This window comes from Vogesella amnigena, from assembly GCF_042648905.1.
Classification (GTDB): domain Bacteria; phylum Pseudomonadota; class Gammaproteobacteria; order Burkholderiales; family Chromobacteriaceae; genus Vogesella; species Vogesella amnigena.
The window spans coordinates 13418-36865 of record NZ_JBHRYH010000007.1; the positions used below are offsets into that span (position 1 = coordinate 13418).

The following is a 23448-nucleotide window of genomic DNA, read 5'->3' on the forward strand; positions in this document are numbered from 1 at the left end:
CGCAAGCGGCCCTTGTTGGTTGACTGCTCAGAGATAACGCTCAGTGCCGCGACGCCTCGTCGCGCACGGCATTGATCACGTCCATGCCGAACAGCTCGTTCACGTCATCTTCATCGAACACATAACGTTGGCCGCAGTATTCGCAGCCCACCTCGATGGAGCCCTGCTCCAGCACCACGTTGGCCACTTCCTCGCCGCCCAGCAGCTTGAGCATGTCGCCCACGCGATCCTCGCTGCAGTTGCAGGCAAAGCTCACCACTTCCGGATCGAACACGCGCACGGTTTCCTCGTGGTACAGGCGGTGCAGAATGTCGTGCGCCGGCAGGGTCAGCAGCTCTTCCGGCGTCAGGGTGGCAGCCAGCACGGTAAGGTGCTGCCAGGCATCCGGATCGCCGTGGCCGTCCGGCAGGCGCTGCAACAGCAGGCCGGCGGCGGTTTCATCATTGCAGGCCAGGGTCAGGCGGGTGTCCAGTTGCTCGGAACGCTCCATATAGTGCTGCAGCATGGCGGCGATGCTGTCGCCTTCCAGCGCCACGATGCCCTGCCACGGCTCGCCGTCCTTGGGCTCCAGCGTCAGCACGCAGGTGCCGCCTTCGCCCAGCAGCTCGGCCAGCGGCGCATCGTGGATCTGGGCATCGAAACGCGCGGTGGCGCGCACGGTGCGCTCATTGGTGCACTCGGCCACCGCCAGGCGCAGCGCGCCCTTGCCATGCAGCTGCATGATCAGCGTGCCATCGAACTTGAGGTTGGCCGCCAGCAGGCCGCAGGCTGCCAGCATCTGGCCCAGCACCTGGCGAATGGCAGGCGGGTAGTCGTGACGCGCCAGCACCTGCTGCCAGGCGCCATCCATGCGCACCAGTACACCGCGTACCGGCGCACCGTCGAACAGGAAGCGTTGCAGATTATCGTGTTGGCTCATGAATGCTTGTCCTTGTCGTTGGATATCGAATAAAGCGTCAGCGGCAGCGAGGAACTGGCGTCGAATTCGCACGCCGCCTGCACCGCGCGCTCGGCAATCTGTGCCGCGGAGAGCGGGCTGTCGTACAGCACCTGCATGGCGCCCATGGCGAACTTGCGGCCGGAGCCTATCGCCCAGTAGCGCGCGAACTGGTACACCTCGCGCATCGGAAACACGCCGAAGATGCCGTTGGCGTTGGCCACCAGCACCATCATCTGGCTGGATTCGTACGGGTCTTCCTCGTCCTCCTCCGGCCGCAGGAAGAAATGATCCTTCAGCTTGGGGTGGATCTTGCGAAAGGTCTCGAACAGCCCGGCGCGGCTCCCCAGATCGCGCGACTTCAGCCCTTTCAGCGCCGACTTCAGCACCAGGTCGTGCGCGGCGGAGCCGGCAATTGCCAGGTAGCTGTCGCCGATGCGGAAGATCTTGTCGTGGAACACGTCATAGCCGGCCAGCAGCTTGTGTTCGTCACTGAACGTGGTCTGGGTATCGGCCGCAATGGCGACCTGACCGTCCTTGCAGACTACGACAATGGTGGTCATGACTGGCTCCGGTTACGCGGCAAACGCCATAGATAGGGGCGGCCCCCAAAACTGCAAGTACGGGGAACCTCGAAAACATCCAGCTTGCGTCGCGATACTGCACTGCTCACAAAAAATCCCTCCTTACCTATCAAAATATATGCGGCGTCGGGATTTTTCGTTCGCGCCTTGTCTCGCCGCGACTTCGTCTGATTGGCAATCCGGTTTTTGCGAGGCTACCCTGCAAAGACAGTCATTATCGCCCGCCCAAGCCATGCGGCCAACCTTGGCCGCGGCGGCTGTTCGTGAAAAAATGACCAGACCTGCATCAATCACGGATTCCCCCATGTGCCAGCTGCTGGGCATGAACTGCAATACGCCCACCGACATCCTGTTCTCTTTCGAGGGCTTTCACCGCCGTGGCGGTCTGACCGACCATCATGGCGACGGCTGGGGCATCGCCTTTTTCGAAGGACGCGGCGTGCGGCTGTTCCTGGATGACAAGCCGGCGGCCGATTCGCCGGTAGCCAGCCTGGTGCGGCAGTACCCGATCAAGTCGGAAAACGTCATCGCCCATATCCGCAAGGCCACCCAGGGCGAGGTGAACCTGGCCAACTGCCACCCGTTCCAGCGCGAAATCTGGGGCCAGTACTGGATCTTCGCCCACAACGGCAACCTGGTGGAGTTCCACCCCGACACCGGCTGCTACTACCAGCCGGTGGGCAGCACCGATTCGGAGCGTGCCTTCTGCCATCTGCTGGAAACCCTGCGTCAGCGCTGGTGCCAGCCGCCAACGCTGGAGGAGCTGTTCGCCGCCATCGAGACACTGGCTGCCGAGTTGCGCGGCCATGGGGTATGCAACTTCATGCTGTCCAATGGCGACTGGCTGTTCGTGCACTGTTCCACCCGCCTGCACTACATCGTGCGCCAGGCGCCGTTCCCCACCGCCCACCTGGTGGACGACGACGTGACGGTGGATTTTTCCACCGTTACCACGCCGCTGGACCGGGTAGCGGTGATCGCCACCGTGCCGCTGACCGACAACGAGTACTGGACGCCGCTGCGTGATGGCGAGCTGATCCTGTTCCAGGACGGCCTGCCGCTGCTGCATAGCGTCAGCACACCGCCCACCCGCCGCGTGGACACCGGCGGCTGCGACACGGATGCCGCAGCAAAAGCTGATCCAGCGCAAAGCTGAGCCTTGCCGCCGCGGCCAACGTGGCGGCAGGCCCACGCAAGCGTATATGCTGGCAGCGTGATCCGTACGGAGTGCCAGCATGACCCGTTTCGATTTTTCCCATCCCCCGTTCACCCACCTGAGCAATGCCGAGCGGCAGACGCTGGAAAACGCCGCCGACATCGTGTTCTTCGACAACGAGGAGCTGATCCTTGCCCCCGCGCAGCCGGTGAATGCGCTGTACGTGGTGATCAAGGGCGTGGTGCGCGAGATGGCGGACGACGAAGTGATTGCCGTCTACAAGCAGCGCGATACTTTCGACGCCCGCTCCATGGTGGCCGGCCACACCAGCACCCGCTTCGTGGTGCACGAGGAGGCACTGGTGTTCTCGCTGCCGCGTGCCACCGTGCTGGCGCTGACCGAGAGCAACCCGGGCTTTGGCGCCTATTTCTTCGCCAGCATCTCGCAGAAATTCGGTGCCATGGCACGCGAATCCGGCAACCGCGAACTGCAAACCCTGCTCACCGCCACCGTGCGCGATGCCTGTTCGCGGTTGCCGGTATTCGCCGCCGGCAGCGACAGCATTCTGGATGCCGCACGGCTGATGAAGCAGCGCAAGAGCAAATCCATCCTGGTGCAGCACGGCGAGCGGCTGGGCATGTTCACCACCACCGATTTTCGCGACATCATTCTCAGCGACACCCCTTCCAGCACCGCGCTGCACCAGGTGTGCCACTTCGACCTGATCACCGTCGATATCGACGATTTCCTGTTCAATGCCCTGCTCACCATGACCCAGCGCAACATCCGCCGCCTGGTGGTGATGGAATACGGCAAACCGGCCGGCATCCTGGCGCAGGTGGACATCCTGTCCTATTTCTCCAACCACTCGCACCTGATCGCGCAGCGGCTGGATCGCGCCGACACGCTGGACGAGCTGGCGGATATCGCCGAGCAGATCACCCGGCTGGTAAGCATCCTCTCCAGCCATGGCGTGAAGGCGCCACAGCTGGGGCGGCTGGTGCAGGCGCTGAACGCGCGGCTGTTCGAGCGCGCCTGGCAGCTGATCGCCCCGCCGGAGCTGGTGGCCAACAGCTGCCTGCTGGTGATGGGCTCGGAAGGCCGCGGCGAGCAGATACTGAAAACCGACCAGGACAACGCGCTGCTGATCCGCGACGGTTTTGACCACCCGGCGATACGCGGCGCCTGCGACACCTTCAGCGACACGCTGGCGCGCTTTGGCTACCCGCCCTGCCCCGGCGGCATCATGGTGCGCAACCCGCAGTGGTGCCGACATGAGCAGGCCATGCGCGACCAGCTATACCACTGGGTGATGACACCGGATGGCGATGCGCTGATGAACCTGGCGATCTTCGTGGATGCCGAAGCGGTAGCCGGCGACCACGCTCTGCTGCAGCAATGCCGGCATTACCTGGCCGGCCTGTTGTCCGACGATGAAAGTTTCTACGCCCGTTTTGCCCGCGCCATCGAACAGTTCGATACCCCGCTGGGTTTCTTCGCCCAACTGCTGACCAAGGAAAAGGATGGCGCCGCCACGCTGGACATCAAGAAGGGCGGCATCTTCCCCATCGTGCATGGCATCCGCGCGCTGTCGCTGCGCCATGGCGTCAGCGCCTGCAATACCTTCGATCGCCTGCAGCAGCTGGCCGACCGTGGCCTGCTGGAGCGCGAGCTGGCAAACGACGTGGGCGAGGCGCTGTCCTTTCTGCTCGGCCTGCGCCTGAGCCACGGCCTGGCCGAGCTGGCAGATGGCCGCAACGCCAGCAACCTGATACGCCCGGAGCGCCTGTCCACGCTGGAGCGCGACCTGCTGAAAGACGCGCTGGCACTGGTGAAGCGCTTCAAGGGCTACCTGCGCCACCACTTCCGCCTGGGAGCCATCGCATGATTCCCGCCGCGATGAAACGCCAGCTGGCGCGCTGGCGGCTGAAAGATCCGGCCTTTGCCTACCTGCTGGACACGGACGACAGCGAAGTGGTGAGCGTGGACTGCGAAACCACCAGCCTGAACGTGAAAGAGGCCGAACTGCTATCCATCGGCGCGGTGAAGATACGCGGCCAACGTATTCTCAGCAGTGAATCGTTCTACCTGCTGGTAAAGCCGGAACGCCGCCCGGAGGCTGGCAGTGTGAAGATTCACGGCCTGCGCCCGCGCGACGTGTCCGACGGGCTGTCGCCGCGCGAGGCGGTATCGCAGCTGCTGGCCTTTATCGGCGGTCGGCCACTGGTGGGCTACTACCTGGAATACGACGTGGCGGTGCTGAACAAATACGTGCGCGACATCACCGGCATCGGCCTGCCCAACCGCCAGATCGAGGTATCCGGCCGTTTCTACGACTACAAGATCCGCCAGCAGCCGGATAGCCATATCGACCTGCGGCTGGCCACGCTGGTGGACGAACTGGGCGTGCCGGCACTACCGCGCCACGATGCACTGAACGACGCCATTACTGCCGGCATGATGTACCTGGCACTGAAGAAGCGTGGCTTCGGCTAGCTGGCAGGGTTGGCCGCAAGACATGCCATCGGTACAGGCATAAAAAAGGAGGATAGACATCCTCCTTGGCGAGTGTTGACAAAGTTCTTTTGCCCCGCAAAAGAACTTTGTTTTGCAAACAGGAAGGCTGCCGATTCAATTACTTAGCTGGATCGGCCCGGCTTTGCCGGGTCCGGTGGCGCATAAGTGGGTAGTTTGTCAGCAGCCTGAAAGGAGGATGGGCATCCTCCTGTAGAAAGCGGGCCGGCCAGTCGCGAACCGGCTGCCGTATGTGACTCAGTAGCTAAGCGACTCGTGGCGGGTCTCCACCAGCTTGCCGACCGACAGCGACATCATCAGCAGCGCGATGCGCTCGTGCATGATCACGGTATGGGTATTGCCGGCAAACTGCATGAAGCGGCGCAGGTCCTCACGCACTTTGCGCGAGCCGGTGAGGTCGATGATGATGTCCACCCGCTCGCCCTGCTCCGCCAGCTCGATGAAGTTGTCGGTAACCGGCACGCCGTATTCACGCGCCAGCGTCACGCTGGGCAGCGCCAGGTTCAGCTCGGCCACCCCCACCAGCTCCACGAACTCGGCAGCCAGTAATTGTTTCAGCAGCGGGGTGCCGGTTTCGCCCGCCCCTACCATTGCTACGCGAATCTTTTCCATCTCGACCCCACTCATATGCATGCCTAGCGCATGGGAAGCCGGCATTCTATCGACATGGCTACGGCACCAACTTGCGCCAGATCAACTGGCCATGAAGGCCTGCAGTTCGCTGCGCTGCGGCATGCCGGCCTGCGCGCCCAGCCGGGTTACCGCCAGCGCGCCGGCAGCGGCGGCATGGCGCATGGCCACTTCCAGTCCCTGCGGCAGAAACGCCGCCAGCGCGCCATTGAAGGTATCGCCAGCGCCGGTGCTATCCACCGCCTGCACGGCAAACCCCGGCTGGTGGTACAGGCTGCCATCGGCACGCACATGCCAGGCGCCATTCTTGCCATGGGTCATCACCACCTTGCCCGGCAATAGTGGCAGCAAGCTGTCCATACCTTCGCCCGGCCGCCCCAGCACGGTCGCCAGCTCATGCTCGTTGGGGGTGATCAGCGCACATTGCGCCAGCAATTCCGCCGGCAAGGGCTGTGCCGGTGCCGGGTTGAGGATCACCGGCACGCGGTGGCGCGCGGCAATGTCCAGCAACGCCGCCACGGTGGCAAGCGGAATCTCCAGCTGGGTCAGGATCACATCGGCGCTGGCCAGCTCCGCCTCGGCGGCGGCGATATCGGCAGGCAGCAGCGCATGGTTGGCACCCGGTACCACCACGATGCTGTTTTCACCGCCACTGACGGTGATCAGCGCCACCCCGCTGGCGCCATCGGCGCGGCCAACGTGGCGGGTGTCCACACCCTCGTGCTGCAGCACCGCCAGCAGCTGGTCGCCAAAGCCATCGCGGCCAACCTTGCCCACCATGCTGACGCTGGCGCCCAGCCGGCTGGCCGCCACGGCCTGGTTCGCGCCCTTGCCGCCCGGCACGGTGACAAAACGTTCACCGCTGATGGTCTCACCCGGCGCGGGAAAACGCGGCGCCACCGCCACCAGGTCCATATTGATGCTGCCAACCACCACGACTTTGCTCATTGTTTCCCGTCCCATTCAAGGCCCGCCCTCAGCAGACGGGCGGCGATTATCCGCCGCGCCACCGGCCTTGCTCAAGCCGGAGCTGCCCAGGCTGCTGACAAACTACCCATTAATGCATCGCCGGACCCGGCAAAGCCGGGCCGCTCCAACCAAGCGTTTGAATCTGCTGCCTTCCTGTTTATAAAACAAAGCCCTTTCGCTACACGAAAGGGCTTTGCCTGCATCCGACAAGGCCGCCTTGCGGCGGCCTTGTCGGGCGATCAGCCAATAACTCAGTGCAATGCCTGCCGACTGAGAAAACGCAGGTAGCCCACGCTTTCCAGCCAGTAGGCGCCATCCGCCAACGGCGTGGCCTCTTCCAGATCGGCCACGGTCAGCACCAGTTCGGCGCCATCCAGCTGCGCCTCCACCGCCACATCGTCATCGTCGGCAAAATCCACGGAGGCATACATGTATTCCGGCTTGATCAGCTGGTTGTTGATCTGGATGTAATCGGACTGGTTCAGCAACTGCAGGATGTTCATGGTGCTTCCCTCCGTCTTGCGGCCAGTCCTGCCGGCCTGGGGCTCATCCAGGGCTTGCCGGCGCTTGCCGACATGCGCTGCCTGTTTATCCAGCATCAGACCTCTGCCCTACAGCCAGCCGCGCTCTGCCAGCGACTCGGCGTGGGCTCCCGTCACCACGAAATGATCCAGTAAGTTGATATCGACCAGTTGCAGCGCCTGCTTGAGCGTGGCGGTAAGCGCCCGGTCGGCGGCCGAGGGTTCGGCCACCCCGGAGGGATGATTATGCGCCACGATCACGGCGCGGGCATTGTGCTGCAGTGCCCGTCTTGCCACCTCCCGCGGATAGACCCGCGTCTCCGTTAATGTTCCCCTTGCCAATTCTTCGACTGCCAGCAGTCCGTTTTGTGCCGTCAGAAACAGTACCAGAAAGACCTCCACTTCCTGGCTGCCTATCGCCAGCCGCAGGTAATGCCGTACCGCATCCGGGCTATCGAGCACGTCACCCAGCTTGAGATCCTCGGCCAGCAGCCGCCGCGCCAGCTCCTTCACCGCGGCAAACTGCGCATACTTGGCCAGCCCCATGCCGGTACAGCTGCCCAGCTCGTCGGCACTGGCCGCCAGCAGGCGCCCCAGGCTACCAAAGCGCTGCAGCAACTGCCGCGCCATGTCCACCGCCGAACAACCACGCACACCGGTACGCAGGAAAATGGCCAGCAATTCGGCATCCGACAATACCTGCGGGCCACGCTGCAGCAGTTTTTCACGCGGCCGCTCGCTTTCCGGCCATTGCATGATGGACATCGCCGGCTCCTCTTTTTTGGCTATAGCATGGTTTGTACCAGAATATTAATGACGAATCATTATTCGATAATTCGCCCGTTTTGCGGCGCAGCAGCGATGCTTCCGTTACAATCGCGGCTGCAATGTAAACGCAGCATTCAGAGGCAGGCATGGCGCACAAAAACATCCTTCTGGGCATTACCGGTGGCGTGGCCGCCTACAAGGCGGCGGAGTTGACCCGCCTGCTGGTGAAGGCTGGCCACCACGTGGAAGTGGTGATGAGCGAAAACGCTACCCGCTTCGTCACACCGCTCACCTTTCAGGCGCTGTCCGGCCACGCCGTGTACCACGATGTGTGGGACAGCCGCCCGGACAACGCCATGGCGCACATTGAGATGTCGCGTCGCGCCGATGCCTTCGTAATCGTGCCGGCCACTGCCGACTGCATCTTCAAGCTGGCGCACGGCGCCTGCGACGACCTGATTTCCACCATGGCCGCCGCGCGCACCTGCCCGCTGGTGGTGGTACCGGCGATGAACCGCCAGATGTGGGACAACCCGCCCAACCAGCGCAATATCGCCCAGCTGCAGGCCGACGGCGTGCAGGTGTGGGGGCCGGCACACGGCGTGCAGGCCTGTGGCGAAACCGGGCCGGGGCGCATGCTGGAGCCGGAGGAAATTTTCGAACTGCTACAGGGCTTTTTCGACGAGAAGGTGCTGGCCGGCAAACAGGTGCTGCTTACCGCCGGCCCCACCTTCGAGCCGATCGACGCCGTGCGCGGCATCACCAATATCAGCTCTGGCAAGATGGGTTATGCGCTGGCGCGCGCCTGCCGCGATGCCGGCGCCGAAGTCACCCTGGTATCCGGCCCCACTGCCCTCGCCGCGCCGGTGAACGTGCGCCTGCTGCCGGTGCAGACCGCCAGCGAGATGTATCAGGCGGTGCTGTCCGAAGTTGGCCGCAGCGATGTGTTCATCAGCGTGGCGGCAGTGGCCGACTACCGGGTGAAGAACCGCAGTGAGCACAAGCTGAAGAAGGGCGATGCCGTACCGGCAATCGAACTGGAAGAAAACCCTGACATCCTCGCCACCGTGGCAGGCCTGCCGGCAGCACCGTTCTGCGTCGGTTTCGCCGCGGAAAGCCAGAACCTGCTGGATTTTGCCGAGCAGAAGCGCAAGCGCAAGAAAGTACCGCTGCTGGTGGCCAATCTGGCACAACAGGCGATGGGTGCCGACCATAATGAAGTGGTGCTGCTGGACGACTCCGGCCAGCACCCGCTGCCGGCACTACCCAAGGACGAGGTTGGCCGCGCCATCGTCGCCCACCTCGCCCGCAGCCTTAACCGCTAACCCCGAAAAGTAGCAAGCAATGAGCAAACCCGTACTCGACGTCAAGATTCTCGATTCCCGCCTGCACGACTGCTTGCCGGCCTACGCCACCAGCGGCTCCGCCGGGCTGGACCTGCGTGCCGCCACCGACAGCGACATGGTAGTGGAGCCAGGCCAGACCGTGCTGGTGCCTACCGGCATGGCCATTCACCTGGCAGACCCGACCCTGGCGGCGATGATCCTGCCGCGCTCCGGCCTGGGCCACAAGCACGGCATCGTGCTGGGCAACCTGGTAGGCCTGATCGATTCCGACTACCAGGGCCAGCTGATGGTGTCGGTGTGGAACCGCGGCGACACGCCGTTCAAGCTCGCGCCGCTGGAGCGCATCGCGCAGCTGATCATCGTGCCGGTGGTACAGGTAGCACTGAATATCGTTGACGACTTTGCCGGCAGCGAGCGCGGCGAAGGCGGCTTCGGCAGCACCGGCCGCAACTGAGCCCCACCGCCCCCCACCCCGCCATGAGCAAGCCTGCCGCCAACCCCAATATCGCCTATCTGGTAAAACAGATGGCGAAGATGAGTGCGCAACGCGAGCTGCGTGAGCTGGAGCGCAGCCTGCTGGAGCTGGTGGGCGAATTGCTGCGCGGGCATGGTGTGCGCTTCTACAGCCTGCGTGGCGGAGATCAGCAGCTGGAAGTGCGCCTGCTGCACCGGCTGGACGAACAGGGCAATTACCACAAGGTAAGCCCGCGCCACTGGCATGCGCCGGACCAGCACATGCGCGAGGCGATTCTGCGCAGCGACGACACCCCCGGCCCCTGGCATCAGGGCAATACCACCTGGCAGGTGATCCGCCAGCGCAACCGGCGCATGGCACTGGTGGTGGTGGAAAACGGCCCGCTGGATGCGCAGGAAGAAAACTTCCTGGCCGCCATCGTGCTGATCCACGAGAACTACCTGCGCCTGCTGTATGACGCCGAGCGTGACATGCTCACCGGCCTGTTGAACCGCCGCAGCTTCGATACCCGGCTATACGAACTGATGTCGCTGCCAGAATCGCGCTACACCCTGGCACTGCTGGATGTCGATCACTTCAAGCGGATCAACGACCGCTTTGGCCATATCGTCGGCGACGAGGTACTGCTGCGCCTGTCGCAACTGATGACGGAAACGCTGGGCAGCAGTGCCCGCTGCTATCGCTATGGCGGCGAGGAGTTCGCCGCGCTGCTGCCGATCAGTGACACTAGCGCCCATGCCCGCCTGGAGGTGCTGCGCCAGCGCATTGCCGACAGCGAGTTCCCGCAGGTAGGCCGGGTGACGCTGAGCATCGGCCACGTGCGCATCGAGCGCCAGCCACTGCCAGCCAATGTAGTGGAACAGGCCGACAAGGCGCTGTATCACGCCAAGGAGCAGGGCCGCAACCGGGTGGCCGACTATGCCGAACTGCTGCAACAGGGCCTGGCCCAGCCGGATAGTTGGCCGCAGGGCGACATCGAGCTGTTCTGAACTGCCCCGCCATCCGGTTATCACTCCCCAGATGAAACAAAGCCCTTTCGCATCGCGAAAGGGCTTTGTTGCATTAGGCAGCGCCAGCTGCCGCGATTTACTCCACCTTGGCGGTACGCATGCGCTCGGCGCGGCCACGCAGCCATTCCAGCGTCAGCAGCAGCGCGATGGAGAACAGGATCAGCACCGTGGCCGCGGCAGCAATCGCCGGGCTGATGTTCTCCTTGATGCCGCCAAACATCTGGCGCGGCAGCGTGGTCTGTTCCGGGCCGGCCAGGAACAGCGTCACCACCACTTCGTCGAACGAAGTCGCGAAGGCGAACAGAGCTCCGGAAATCACCCCCGGCGCGATCAGCGGGAACACCACGCGACGGTAGGTGGTAATGGCATTGCCACCCAGGCTGGCACTGGCGCGAATCAGGTTGCTGTTGAAGCCGCGCAGCGTGGCCGACACGGTAATCACCACAAACGGCACCCCCAGTGCGGCATGTACCAGGATCAGCGCCAGGTAGCTGTTCGACATGCCGATCGGCGCGAAGAACAGGTAGGCGCCAACACCCACAATCACCACCGGCACCACCATCGGCGAGATCAGGATGGTCATCAGCAGCGACTTGCCGGGGAAGTCGGTCGAGGTAAGACCGACCGCCGCCAGCGTGCCCAGCGAGGTAGCCAGCAGCGTTGCCGCCGGCGCCACGATAAAGCTGTTCTGCAGCGAGTTCAGCCACACGCCGTTGCCGAAGAATTCCTGGTACCAGCGCAGCGAGAACGACGGAATCGGATACAGCAGGAAGGTGTCCGACGAGAACGACAGCGGAATGATCACCAGCAGCGGCGACACCAGGAAAATCAGGATCAGCACGCACATGGTACGGAAGGTCCAGAACCAGATGCGCTCGATCGGAGAAGCGTAATTCGGCAGCATGATTTACCCCAGGCTCAGACGGTTGGCACCCACCAGCTTGCTGTACACCGCGTACAGCGTCATGGTGGCGATCAGCAGCAGGCTGCCCAGCGCGGCGGCCATGCCCCAGTTGATGGTGACGTTGGTGTAGAACGCTACGTAGTAGCTCACCATCTGCTCTTCCGGGCTACCCAGCAGTGCCGGGGTGATGTAGTAACCGATGCACATGATGAATACCAGCAGCGCACCGGCAGCCACGCCCGCCACGGTCTGCGGGAAGTAGATCTTCCAGAAGGCGGCAAACGGGTGGTCGCCCAGCGAGATGGCGGCACGCATATAGGTCTGCGGAATGCTCTTCATCACACTGTATGCAGGCAGGATCACGAACGGCAGCAGGATGTGCACCATGGCGATGTACACCCCCACCCGGTTGAACGCCAGCTGCAGCGGCTCGCCGATGATGCCCAGGTTCATCAACGCGCTGTTGATCAGGCCTTCGCGCTGCAATAGCACGATCCACGATGCCACGCGCACCAGTACCGAAGTCCAGAACGGCAGCAGCACCAGAATCATCAGCAGATTGCTCTTGCGTGCCGGCAGGTTGGCCAGCCAGTAGGCCAGCGGATAACCCAGCAGCAGGCACCATACGGTGACCCAGAAGCTCATCCACAGGGTACGGCCGAAGATGTTGACGAAGGCACGCTCTTCTTCCGGCGCCATGACTGGCGAACCGGACTTGTCTTCACGCAGGTCCAGCGAGCTGTACAGGTAGTACGGTGTCCAGGACTTGGCGTTCTTGGCGATCACGTGCCAATGTTCCGGGTCACCCCAGCGCTCATCGATTTCGATGAAACGGTCACGCACGCTTTCGCCGGCGGCCAGTTCCAGCGGCATCTTGCGCGCGGTTTTCTGGATCAGCGAGCGAAAGCCGCTGATATCCATGTTCAGACGCTTGGCCACTTCGGACACGGTCTTGGCTTCACGTGCCACGGTCAGGTCCTGCGCCATTGCCTGGAACACGGCCTCGGATGGCAGCGCCTTGCGATCCCAGCCGGCAATCTGCGCGGTGGTCTTGGGCAGGTAGGTCACAACTTCCGGGTTGTCCACACTACGCTTGAGCAGGGTGACAATCGGAATCAAAAACGTCAGCAGCAGGAAAACCACCAGCGGGGCAACCAGTGCCACTGCCTTGAGCTGCTTGTTGCGGCGCTCGCGCGCCAGCTTGAGCTTGAGCGGCTCGCCATCGGCAGCCGTCAGCGGCGCAGAGACGGAGAGGGATTCGGACATGGTGGGCATCACTTCCGGAAAGTCCTGCCGCGCGGCGGCAGGACGGATCAGCAAAGATCGGGGGCGACAACCCCCGGCAGGCTGGCGGCAGCATGCAGTTGGCCGCACCGGCGGTGCGGCCAACGGGTACTGCTACCGACAGGCTGTCAGGCTCGCTTAGCGGGCAGCCCAGGCGTTGAAGCGTTCTTCCAGCTCTTCACCATGTTCAACCCAGAAGTTCACGTCCAGTGCCAGGGCACCCTTCAGGTTGGCCGGCCAGGTCGGCAGGTTGGAAGCGGACTTCGGATCAACCTTCTGCACGGCTTTCAGGTTGGTCGGCCCGTAGGCGATCTTGTTGGAGTACACCGCCTGGTTTTCCGGCTGGCTGGCGTGCTTGATGAAAGCCATGGCTTCCTTCAGCTTCGGGGAGCCTTTCGGTACCGCCCAGGAATCCACGTCGTATACGCTGCCAGTCCATACCACTTTCAGGTTCTTGCCTTCCTTCTGCGCGGTATCGATACGGCCGTTGTAGGCCGAGCTCATCACCACGTCGCCGGAAGCCAGGAACTGCGGCGGCTGCGCACCAGCTTCCCACCACTGGATGCTCGGCTTCAGCTGATCCAGCTTCTTGAAGGCGCGATCCACACCGGCCTTGGTGGCCAGTACCTTGTACACGTCGGCCGGCTTCACGCCATCAGCCTGCAGCGCGAATTCCAGGGTGTACTTGGCACCCTTGCGCAGACCGCGCTTGCCCGGGAATTTCTTCACGTCCCAGAAATCGGCCCAGTTCTTCGGTGCAGCCTTCAGCTTGTCGGCGTTGTAGGCCAGTGCGGTGGACCATACGAAGATGCCCACGCCACACTCGGATACTGCCGGCTTCACGAATTCAGCCTTGTTGCCGACCTGTGCCCAGTTGATCTTTTCGAACAGGCCTTCTTCACAGCCACGCAGCAGTTCCGGGGACTCGACTTCCACCACGTCCCAGGTCACTTTCTTGGCATCGACCATGGCCTTGATCTTGGCCATTTCGCCGTTGTAATCGCCTGCAATCACCTTGTTACCGCTAGCCTTCTCGAAGGTCTGGTAGTACGCGGCAGCCTGGGCGTCCTTGTTGGCACCACCAAAGGAAATCACGGTGATGTCCTTGGCCATGGCCGGTGCAGCGAAAGCAATAGCCACGCTCAGCACAGCAAGACGGGGGGCGAATTTGGTCATGGGAATGCTCCTCATAAGTTGCACGTTTGCAGACGTTGTTGGCGACCCATGTCTTGGGTCTTGTGTTGTTGCTTTGGGTTTACTACGGGTGGTTTGCTACCACTGCCAGCACATTGCCTGGCGGCAGGCAGCCAGGCTGCCATGCCGCCGGCAAGATTCAGTGCGAGACAACAGCGGAATCCAGGGCACGGATGTCATGCGACATCCAGCCGACATTGAGGCTGTCGCCCACTTTCCAGCGGCTGTCCAGCTCGCCTACCGGCACCTTGACCATGAAGCCGTGCTGGCCGGCCACTTCCAGGCGCAGACGCACGTGGTCGCCAAAGTAGATGAATTCCGACAGACGGGCAGACAGGCGGTTTTCGCAGGCGTCGGCATACTGGTTCAGGCGCACGCGCTCCGGGCGGATGGACATGGAAGTCGGCTCGCCGGCACGGTTCACGCAGATGGCGCTGGCCTTCACGGTATCGCCGGAAGCCAGGCGCACTACCGCGCTGCCCTCTTCCACCGCCAGCACTTCACCATGCAGGGTGTTGTTCTCGCCAATGAAGTTGGCCACGAAGGAATTCACCGGCTTTTCGTACAGCACGTTGGCCGCATCGATCTGCTGGATGATGCCGTCCTTGAACACCGCCACGCGGTCGGACATGGTCAGCGCTTCGCTCTGGTCGTGGGTCACATACACCACGGTCACACCCAGGGTTTCGTGGATATGCTTGATCTCCAGCTGCATGTGTTCGCGCAGCTGCTTGTCCAGCGCACCCAGCGGCTCATCCATCAGCACCAGCTGCGGCTCGAACACCAGGGCGCGAGCCAGCGCCACACGCTGCTGCTGACCACCGGACATCTGCCCCGGGTAGCGATTGGCCAGGCTGCCCAGCTTCACCATGTCCAGCGCCTTCTTCACGCGGGCCTCGATATCGCTCTTGCTCATCTTGCGGATGGACAGCGGGTAGGCCAGGTTCTCGGCTACGGTCATGTGGGGGAACAGCGCATAGTTCTGGAACACCATGCCGATATTGCGCTTGTGCGGGGGCACATTGTTGAGCAGCTGACCACCGAGACGGATTTCACCGTGGGTCGGGGTTTCAAAGCCAGCCAGCATCATCAGGCAGGTGGTTTTACCGGAACCGGACGGCCCCAGCATGGTAAGGAACTCGCCGCGGCGAATATCCAGGTCCAGGCTCTTAACGATCAGGGATTCACCGTCGTAGCTTTTCTGCACGCCACGAAAGCTTACCAGTACGTCCGAAGCCGCTTGTTGCTCGCTCATCCTGCGTTCTCCACACTGTTCCGCTTGGCGGAATCTTGTTTCAGTTTTATTAGGCTAATCGCCATCAAGGCGGATGTAAAGCCTCGGCTGAAGCCAACTGCGCAAGCAGCTTACCTGTACCGCCGTGCAGCCGTTGATTAATTTAACCACCTGTTTAAGAAAACAAGCACTACCTGAAATACAAAAAGATGCCGGATTCAGACAAAAGCTAGTACAGATAACGTGCATGCACCAGCCAATGCCATGAACCCGGCATGAAATGGCAAATTTCGATAAGCCAAACCAACATTTTTGCAATGATATGTATGTCTTTGGTGCAGCCCGCGCACCAAGCATTGAAACGATCGTTTGTCGTCTTAATGCAACATGATGCCCATCAAGAAATTAGCCATGCTCCCAAAATATTCATTAGCAATAAAAAATCACTTGCTACTTCACCGCAACATGACAAAAAAGTCCCCCGCTTACGCAACATGCATCAGTTACACATTACAGCAGCCGTGGTGAATCACGGATAAAAAAAAGCCGACCCAAGGGTCGGCTTAAGGGAGTACTGCGAAACTATTGTTGTAACCGATCAACCCAGCAGGTGGTTGTTCAGTTCACGCATGCCGGCAGACAGCATGGCCAGGTCCAGCGCCTCGAACGATTGCAGTTCGGCAAACATCTGTTGGCAGGCCTCGACATCGCTGGCGCGCTGGGCGAGCCAGTTGCTGACAAAGGTGCTGTCACTGCCGGCGGCCATGGCGCGACGAGTCAGCTCGCGATGCTGGCGGTACAGATCGTCACGCAGCGCGGAGCGCGCCAGCGATTGCCAGCGGTTGTCGCGCGGCAGCTGGGTAATGGCGCTGCGCAGCCAGTCCAGTTGCAGGCTACGGCCCAGTTGCAGGTAGTTGGCCGCAATCACGTCCAGCGGCAGTTCGCTGTTGCCGGCGATTTCGATGATGTCCATCAGCGGCACGGCGAACTCCAGGCGGGCCAGCACGCTGGCCAGCTCGGCCGGCACATTGGGCTGATTCAGGCGTTTTTCCAGACGCGCAACCTGCGGGTAAGCATCGGCGCTCACCAGCTGCGGCAGCTGCTGCAGCAGGCCCTGCACCTTGGCACCGTACTGTTCGATGGCAGCGCTTACCGAGCCGATAGGACGACGGTTGCGCAGCACCCAGCGCACGGCGCGCTCGATCAGGGTACGCACCATCACCATCATTTCCACCTGCAGATCGGCGGATACCTTGTTATCCAGCTGCTCGATCTGGCCCCACAGCTGATCGGCACCGAACACGCGGCTGGCGATCCAGAACGCGCGGGTGATGTCGGCGGCGGAGAACGAGGACTCTTCCTGCAGGCGGAACACGAAGGTCACACCCATGCGGTTGATGATCTGGTTCGCCAGCTGGTTGGAGATGATCTCGCGCTTCAGGTGGTGGCGCTGCATCTGCTCGCCAAAACGCTGCTGCAGCGGTTTCGGGAAGTAGTTCACCAGCACCGGCATGAAGTCGGCATCGTCCGGCACGTCGGTAGCCAGAATCGCCTGATCCAGCGAAATCTTGCCGTAGGCCAGCAGCACCGCCACTTCCGGCGAGGTCAGACCCTGGCGTGCCAGGCGACGCTCGTTGATCTGGGTGTCGGACGGCAGGTATTCGATCTCGCGGTTCAACTCACCGGTTTTTTCCATGTGGCTGATCATGCGGCTGTGCGCGCTCAGCATGGAGGCGGCATGGCTGCGGTTGATCGCCAGCACCTGGGTCTGCAGGTAGTTGTTGCGCAGCACCAGTTCGCCCACTTCCTCGGTCATCTCGGCCAGCAGGTCATTACGCTGCTTCAGCGTCATGTCACCTGCCTGCATTACCGCGCCCAGCAGGATCTTGATGTTCACCTCGTGGTCGGAGCAGTCCACGCCGGCGGAGTTGTCGATGGCGTCGGTGCAGATGCGACCGCCGGTCAGCGCGAACTCCACGCGGCCCAGCTGGGTGCAGGTCAGGTTGCCGCCTTCGGCAACCACGCGGGCCTGCAGCTGGTTGCCGTTCACGCGCACCGGGTCGTTGGCGCGGTCACGGGCATCGGCATGGCTCTGGGTGGATGCCTTGATATAGGTACCGATACCGCCGTTGTAGAACAGGTCCACCTTGGCTTTCAGCAGCTCGTGGATCAGTTCGTTCGGCGCCATGCTGTCCTTGTCGGTTTCCAGCCAGGCTTTCACCTCCGGCGACAGCGGGATGGACTTGGCGGAACGTTCGAAGATGCCGCCACCCTGCGAGATCAGCTCGCGGTTGTAGTCGGTCCAGCTGGAGCGCGGCAGATTGAACAGGCGGGCACGTTCCGCAAAGCTGATCGCCGCATTCGGGGTCGGGTCCAGGAAGATGTGCAGGTGGTTGAACGCGGCCTTCAGGCAAATGTGCTCGGACAGCAGCATGCCGTTGCCGAATACGTCGCCGGCCATGTCGCCAATGCCGATCACGCTGAAATCCTGCTCCTGGGTGTTGATACCCAGGTGGCGGAAGTGGCGCTTCACCGATTCCCAGGCGCCGCGGGCGGTAATGCCCATGCCCTTGTGGTCGTAGCCGGCGGAACCGCCGGAGGCGAAGGCGTCGCCCAGCCAGAAGCCATAAGCTTCGGAAATGCTGTTGGCGATGTCGGAGAAGGTCGCGGTGCCCTTGTCGGCAGCCACCACCAGGTACGGATCATCCGGGTCCAAGCGACGCACGTCGGCCGGCGGCACGATCTGGCCGGTCACCAGGTTGTCGGTCACGTCCAGCAGCGCGGAGATGAAGATCTTGTAGCAGGCGATGCCTTCGGCCATGAAGGCTTCGCGGTCGCTCGGTGCCGGGGACTGCTTGCACACGAAACCGCCCTTGGAGCCCATCGGCACGATTACCGAGTTCTTCACCATCTGCGCCTTCACCAGGCCCAGCACTTCGGTACGGAAGTCTTCCATGCGGTCGGACCAGCGCAGGCCGCCACGCGCCACCTTGGAACCACGCAGATGCACGCCTTCCACACGCGGGCTGTATACCCAGATTTCAAACATCGGGCGCGGCTGCGGCAGGAAGGAAATCAGGTTGGATTCCAGCTTGAAGGAAGCATAGGACTTGAACTCGCCATCCTTGCCCTGCTGCCAGAAGTTGGTGCGGCGGGTGGCCAGGATCACCTGCAGGAAGCCGTTCAGGATGCGGTCTTCATCCAGGTTGGCCACCTTGTCCAGCTGCTCTTTCAGCGTGTCCTGCAGCTTGGCGGCAGCGGCATCGTCAAAGGCAGTCGGGTGCAGGCGGGCAGTGAACAGTTTTACCAGGTTACGGGTAATGTCCGGGTAGTGCGCGACGCAGTTTTCGATATAGGCCTGGCTGAAGGTCAGACCGCCCTGACGCAGGTACTTGGCCAGTGCGCGTACCAGGGTGATTTCGCGCCAGTCGAGGCCGGCCACCACAGCCAGACGGTTGAAGCCGTCGTTCTCGCAATCGCGGGCAAATACGCGGGCCAGCAGTGCCTGAAAGTTCTTCTGCACCGCCTCGTCCTGCATCGCCTCGACGTTGGCGCCCAGTTCCAGGCCAAAATCGCTGATCCACACGGTTTCGCCGTTGCGCTCTACGCGGTACGGATGCTCGTCGCGCACCTGCACGCCCATGTTTTCCAGGATCGGCAGGCTGGCGGACAGACCCAGCGGCTGGCCGGCGCGGAACAGCTTCAGGTTGTAACCCTGGCCACGATTGAAGGCGCGGTACAGCTTCATGGCGATGCCGGATTGCTCGGCGGCATCTTCAATCAGCTGGATGTCCAGCACCGCGTTGCGGGCGGCAAATTCTTCACGGTAAGCCACCGGGAAAGCGCCACGGTAGCGATTGAACAGCAGGTTGCCCTTCTCTTCGCCGTGGGTTTCGATCAGCTGCTGATGCAGTTCTTCTTCCCAGCCACGTACCACGCGGGCGATCTCGGCTTCCAGCTCGTTTTCACGGAACTGCGGCAGCTGACCACCCTGGGTACGAATGATGTAATGCACGCGAGCCAGCGCACTGTCGCTGATCTGCACGCTGAATTCGGCCGAAGCACCATTGAAGGCACTCATCAGCACCTTTTCGATCTTCAGACGGATCTCGGTATTGAAGCTGTCACGCGGCACGAACACCAGGCTGCTGACATAGCGATGGTAGCGATCAGCGCGGGTGAACAGGCGCACGCGCGGACGTTCCTGCAGGCTGACGATGCCTTCGGCGATCGGGGTCAGCACATCGGCCGGAATCTCGAACAGCTCGTCGCGCGGGTAGCTTTCCAGCACGAAGCCCAGAGTCTTGGCCTTGTAGCTGTTGTCCACGTAGTCGCAGGTGCTCACCACGTGCGCCACCTTCTGGCGCAGGATCGGGATGTCCTTCGGCGAATTCTGGTAGGCGCTGGCGGTGTACAGGCCCAGGAAGCGGCGCTCGCCGATCACCTCGCCCTTGCTGTTGAAACGCTTGATGCCGACAAAGTCCATGTAGGCCGAGCGGTGCAGCACCGAGCGGGACTGCGACTTGTTGAGGATCAGCAGCTGCGGCTGGTGCGCCAGTTCACGCAGCTCCTGCGGCAGTGCCTCGAAGCTTTCCGAGTATTCCTTGTCGCCCTGGTCCTTCAGGAAGCCCAGGCCGGAGCCCTTGACGATCTTCAGGCTGTCCTTGCCATCGCGCTTCACCAGGTCGTAGTCGCAGTAGCCCATGAAGATGAAATGGTTGGCCGCCATCCAGTCCAGGAAGGCGATGGCCTCCTTGGCTTCCTCGGCGCGCTTGCCATTGATCTTGGCCACCTCGGCGTGCACGGCAGCCAGGGTTTCGCGCATCTTCGGCTCGTCATTCACCACCTGGCGCAGATTGGCCAGCACATTGTCCAGGTCTTCCTGCAGCGCCTTCAGCACTGCCGGGTCGCTTACGCGATCCACCTGTACGTGAATGAACGACTCCAGCGGCAGGCTGCGGTCTTCGGTGCGCTTGAGCTCGGTCATGCCGCCCTTGGCATCACGGCCAACGGACAAGACCGGGTGCACCAGCAGATGCAGGTTCAGGTTGTGACGGCCCAGCATCATGGCCAGCGAGTCGATCAGAAACGGCATGTCGTCGTTCACGATCTCGATCACGCTGTGGGTGCTTTGCCAGCCATCACGTTCGAAATCGGGGTTGTAGATGCGGGCCTTGGACTGGCCGGCGGCGCGCTTTTGCGCAAACTCGAAATGTGCCATCGCCGCACCAAACAAATCCAGCGGCGAGAAACTCTTCAGGTCTTCCTGTTCGGTTTCTTCGAAATACAGGGGGATAAAGGTGCCAAGGCGCGCGGCTTCGGCGGAAGAGAGTTTCTGTTCGGCCACTGCCAGGATGTCAGCGACCAGCCCAAGGGGTTCGGTTTTATTGGTAAGCGACATGTTGCTTCTCGTAGTTGTTCTGGGGACACAGGTGTTGTGTGGCGGCATTGTAAGAGCCGCCACCAGCAAGGCATTTCCGTATTGCGACATTGACGTACACATTCATAAAGTGCGTCGCACAATCATGAATCCATAAATGTTTTGCATTTGACAGCGATTGCGCTTTTTGCCTTATAGCAATGCGACGGCAAATTACAAAATACTCATCCACCCTTTTTCCACACCGCACAGCAAAAAGCAATACAAGTCATTGAATAGCAATGCATTTCACAAAATAGGAAAATTTCTATAGAATCCGCGCCCTTCCGTGCCGCCGCTCCACCGTCGGTGCGGCTGATTGTGCCTGCATGCGTTGCGTGCCAAGATTTCGCATCCCGGCTGTCTGCGGGATCGCAAAATAACAACATACAAGGGAAGGCCCGCAAGGGCTGGAAAAGCGCATCCGGCAACGGTATCGCGACAGGCAAACCTGGCTCCGGAGCCAGGACCACATTCCGATAGAGAGTTAGAGATAGCATGAAAAAAGCACTTATCCTGGCCGCCATGGCCATGTCCGCCGCTGCATTCTCCACCCAGGCCGAAACCGTGCGCTTCGGCATCGACGGCAACTACCCGCCGTTCGCCAAGCAAGGCGCCGATGGCAAGCTGCAGGGCTTCGATGTGGATATCGCCTACGCGCTGTGCACCGCGATGAAGGCGACTTGTGAAATCGTGCCGCAGGACTGGGATGGTCTGATTCCGGCCCTGAACGCCAACAAGTTCGACGCCATCCTGTCGTCGATGTCGATTACCGACGAGCGCAAGAAAGCCGTCGACTTCAGCAACAAGTACTACAACACCCCGAGCCGCATGATCGCCAAGGCCGGCACCACCGTGGACCAGGCCGCCTTCAAGGGCAAGAAGATCGGCGTACTGCGCGCGTCTACCCAGGAAAAATTCGCCAAGGATTTCTGGGGCAAGAGCGGCGCCACCGTAGTGTCCTACGGCAAGGCACCGGAAGGCTTCCTGGATCTGAAATCCGGCCGTATCGACGGCATGTTCGTTGATTCGGTGGTTGGCGAGACCGACTTCCTGAAATCCGCCCAGGGCAAGGGCTTTGCCTTTGTCGGCCCGGAATACAGCGACAGCAAGTACTTCGGCTACGGCGCCGGCATCGCGGTGAAGAAGGGCAACACTGCCCTGCGCGAGCGCCTGAACCAGGCCATTGCCCAGATCCGCAAGGACGGCAGCTACAAGAAAGTACAGGACAAGTACTTCAACTTTAACGTGTACGGCAACTAAGCCGGCATGTCTCAACCCCGCCCGGCAACGGGCGGGGTTCGCATAAGGGCACCACGAAAAACACCGGCTTTCGTCGCGACACTGCGTTGCTCGCTTGGCAATCCGGGTTTTTCGAGGCTCCCATAATAAAAATCACCCTCTGAGACGGAGAAAATCCATGTTTAAGCCCCTGCAGCTGGGCGCGGCAGCGCTCGCCATGAGCGTTGCAGCCCACGCCGAGACCCTGCGTTTTGCCACCGATGCCAGCTACCCCCCGTTTTCCAAGCAAGGCGCCGACGGCAAGATGACCGGCTTCGACCCGGACATTGCCCAGGCACTGTGTGCTGCCATGAAAGTAAGCTGTGAAGTACTGCCACAGGACTTTGATGGCATCATCCCGGCCCTGCAGGCCAAGAAGTTCGACGCCGTGATCGCCTCGATGAACATCACCGAGGAACGCAAGAAGGCAGTGGACTTCTCCGACAAGTACTACAACATGGCCAGCCGCCTGGTGGGCAAGGCCGGCACCCAGGTGAATGCAGCCTGGTTCAAGGGCAAGAAGATCGGCGTGCTGCGCTCTTCGATCCAGGAAAAATACGCGCGCGCCAACTTCGTCAAACTGGGTGCGCAGCTGGTGCCGTATGGCAAGGCGCCGGAATCCTTCCTCGACCTGAAGGCCGGCCGTGTCGACGCAGCATTTGTCGATGCCGCGGTAGGCGATGTGGACTTCGTGCGCACGCCGAACGGCAAGGGCTTTGCCCTGGTAGGCCCGGACTACAATGATCCGCAATACTTCGGCATCGGCGCCGGCATTGCGGTGCGCAAGACCGACAAGGCCCTGCTGGCGCGCATCAATGCCGCGCTGAAGCAGATTCGCGCCGACGGCAGCTACGACAAGATCCAGAAGAAATACTTCAGCTTCGACATCTACGGCAAGTAAGCCACCCTGGGCTGCCGCCACTGGCAGCCGGTGGTGATTGACCGGGCCTGATGCCAACACAGCAAGGCCACCCTGCCGGGGCGGCCTGCGGCCAACCCCGGGGTTGGCCGCACCCCCATGTGCCGCAAGGCTGTTTGACGGAGCAACACAATGTTTCTACAGGGTTACCTGCCCAGCATCCTGGAAGGCACCGCGCTGACGGTTCAGGTGGCAATCGCCTCCCTCGCCGTGTCGGTGGTGCTGGGCCTCATCGGCGCCATGTTCAAGATGGCACACTCCAAACCGCTGGTCTGGCTGGCC

General features: G+C 61.8%; 20 protein-coding genes. 9 read left to right on the plus strand and 11 right to left on the minus strand.

Annotation, left to right across the window (positions count from 1 at the left end):
- Positions 1–40 precede the first annotated feature (40 nt).
- Together hslO and ACFOKJ_RS03035 are read right to left on the minus strand one after the other, a co-directional pair.
- Complete coding sequence (gene hslO / locus ACFOKJ_RS03030) at positions 41–919, minus strand: Hsp33 family molecular chaperone HslO (protein ID WP_390276538.1); 879 nt, start codon at positions 917–919, stop codon at positions 41–43.
- A complete protein-coding gene (locus tag ACFOKJ_RS03035; protein WP_390276539.1) occupies positions 916–1500 on the minus strand; it encodes an MFS transporter in 585 nt (194 codons plus the stop codon). The genes hslO and ACFOKJ_RS03035 overlap by 4 nt, the downstream gene beginning before the upstream one ends.
- Before the next feature lie 325 nt (positions 1501–1825).
- Between ACFOKJ_RS03035 and ACFOKJ_RS03040 the strand changes: the two genes are divergently transcribed.
- From ACFOKJ_RS03040 to ACFOKJ_RS03050, 3 genes are all read left to right on the plus strand, one after another.
- Positions 1826–2677, plus strand: a complete 852-nt coding sequence (locus ACFOKJ_RS03040; RefSeq protein ID WP_390276540.1) for a class II glutamine amidotransferase — start codon at positions 1826–1828, stop codon at positions 2675–2677.
- A gap of 79 nt (positions 2678–2756) precedes the next feature.
- On the plus strand, positions 2757–4565 hold the full coding sequence (locus tag ACFOKJ_RS03045; protein ID WP_390276541.1) for a putative nucleotidyltransferase substrate binding domain-containing protein: 1809 nt from the start codon (positions 2757–2759) through the stop codon (positions 4563–4565).
- Positions 4562–5173, plus strand: coding sequence for a 3'-5' exonuclease (locus tag ACFOKJ_RS03050; protein WP_390276542.1), 612 nt, complete (start codon positions 4562–4564; stop codon positions 5171–5173). Before ACFOKJ_RS03045 ends, ACFOKJ_RS03050 begins: the two co-directional genes overlap by 4 nt.
- Positions 5174–5449: 276 nt before the next feature.
- Here the strand turns inward: ACFOKJ_RS03050 and ACFOKJ_RS03055 are convergent, their stop codons facing one another.
- From ACFOKJ_RS03055 to radC, 4 genes are all read right to left on the minus strand, one after another.
- Positions 5450–5824 (minus strand): Gfo/Idh/MocA family oxidoreductase, encoded by a 375-nt coding sequence (locus tag ACFOKJ_RS03055; protein WP_390276543.1) that lies wholly within the window; start codon positions 5822–5824, stop codon positions 5450–5452.
- A gap of 81 nt (positions 5825–5905) precedes the next feature.
- Positions 5906–6790, minus strand: coding sequence for a ribokinase (gene rbsK / locus ACFOKJ_RS03060; protein ID WP_390276544.1), 885 nt, complete (start codon positions 6788–6790; stop codon positions 5906–5908).
- Between the two features lie 272 nt (positions 6791–7062).
- Positions 7063–7314 carry a hypothetical protein gene (locus ACFOKJ_RS03065; RefSeq protein ID WP_390276546.1) on the minus strand — a complete coding sequence of 84 codons (252 nt, stop codon included), beginning with the start codon at positions 7312–7314 and terminating at the stop codon, positions 7063–7065.
- Positions 7315–7422: 108 nt separating this feature from the next.
- Positions 7423–8097 carry a RadC family protein gene (radC, locus tag ACFOKJ_RS03070; RefSeq protein WP_390276547.1) on the minus strand — a complete coding sequence of 225 codons (675 nt, stop codon included), beginning with the start codon at positions 8095–8097 and terminating at the stop codon, positions 7423–7425.
- 149 nt (positions 8098–8246) lie between these two features.
- Here radC and coaBC point away from each other — a divergent pair, with 149 nt between their 5' ends.
- Genes coaBC through ACFOKJ_RS03085 form a run of 3 tightly spaced genes read left to right on the plus strand, consistent with a single transcriptional unit; the run spans position 8247 to position 10910 of the window.
- The gene (coaBC, locus tag ACFOKJ_RS03075) at positions 8247–9425 is read left to right on the plus strand and encodes a bifunctional phosphopantothenoylcysteine decarboxylase/phosphopantothenate--cysteine ligase CoaBC (RefSeq protein ID WP_390276549.1); all 1179 of its coding nucleotides are present in this window, start codon (positions 8247–8249) and stop codon (positions 9423–9425) included.
- Positions 9426–9444: 19 nt separating this feature from the next.
- Positions 9445–9900 (plus strand): dUTP diphosphatase, encoded by a 456-nt coding sequence (dut, locus tag ACFOKJ_RS03080; protein ID WP_390276551.1) that lies wholly within the window; start codon positions 9445–9447, stop codon positions 9898–9900.
- A 23-nt stretch (positions 9901–9923) separates the two neighbouring features.
- Positions 9924–10910, plus strand: a complete 987-nt coding sequence (locus tag ACFOKJ_RS03085; RefSeq protein ID WP_390276552.1) for a diguanylate cyclase domain-containing protein — start codon at positions 9924–9926, stop codon at positions 10908–10910.
- A gap of 97 nt (positions 10911–11007) precedes the next feature.
- On the opposite strand, the gene ACFOKJ_RS03090 is transcribed toward ACFOKJ_RS03085, so the two are convergent.
- From ACFOKJ_RS03090 to ACFOKJ_RS03105, 4 genes are all read right to left on the minus strand, one after another.
- On the minus strand, positions 11008–11835 hold the full coding sequence (locus ACFOKJ_RS03090) for an ABC transporter permease (protein WP_390276553.1): 828 nt from the start codon (positions 11833–11835) through the stop codon (positions 11008–11010).
- Between the two features lie 3 nt (positions 11836–11838).
- Complete coding sequence (locus ACFOKJ_RS03095; RefSeq protein ID WP_390276554.1) at positions 11839–13101, minus strand: ABC transporter permease; 1263 nt, start codon at positions 13099–13101, stop codon at positions 11839–11841.
- Positions 13102–13257: 156 nt separating this feature from the next.
- Positions 13258–14295: an ABC transporter substrate-binding protein gene (locus tag ACFOKJ_RS03100; protein WP_390276555.1), complete on the minus strand. Its 1038-nt coding sequence runs from the start codon at positions 14293–14295 to the stop codon at positions 13258–13260.
- 157 nt (positions 14296–14452) lie between these two features.
- Positions 14453–15568: an ABC transporter ATP-binding protein gene (locus tag ACFOKJ_RS03105; protein ID WP_390276557.1), complete on the minus strand. Its 1116-nt coding sequence runs from the start codon at positions 15566–15568 to the stop codon at positions 14453–14455.
- Between the two features lie 254 nt (positions 15569–15822).
- On the opposite strand from ACFOKJ_RS03105, the gene ACFOKJ_RS03110 reads away from it, so the two are divergent.
- Positions 15823–16086: a hypothetical protein gene (locus tag ACFOKJ_RS03110; protein WP_390276558.1), complete on the plus strand. Its 264-nt coding sequence runs from the start codon at positions 15823–15825 to the stop codon at positions 16084–16086.
- 59 nt (positions 16087–16145) lie between these two features.
- On the opposite strand, the gene ACFOKJ_RS03115 is transcribed toward ACFOKJ_RS03110, so the two are convergent.
- Positions 16146–20948, minus strand: a complete 4803-nt coding sequence (locus ACFOKJ_RS03115) for an NAD-glutamate dehydrogenase (RefSeq protein WP_390276559.1) — start codon at positions 20946–20948, stop codon at positions 16146–16148.
- A gap of 516 nt (positions 20949–21464) precedes the next feature.
- Here ACFOKJ_RS03115 and ACFOKJ_RS03120 point away from each other — a divergent pair.
- Together ACFOKJ_RS03120 and ACFOKJ_RS03125 are read left to right on the plus strand one after the other, a co-directional pair.
- A complete protein-coding gene (locus ACFOKJ_RS03120; protein ID WP_390276560.1) occupies positions 21465–22229 on the plus strand; it encodes an ABC transporter substrate-binding protein in 765 nt (254 codons plus the stop codon).
- 157 nt (positions 22230–22386) lie between these two features.
- Positions 22387–23148, plus strand: coding sequence for an ABC transporter substrate-binding protein (locus tag ACFOKJ_RS03125; protein WP_390276561.1), 762 nt, complete (start codon positions 22387–22389; stop codon positions 23146–23148).
- Positions 23149–23448: the final 300 nt, after the last annotated feature.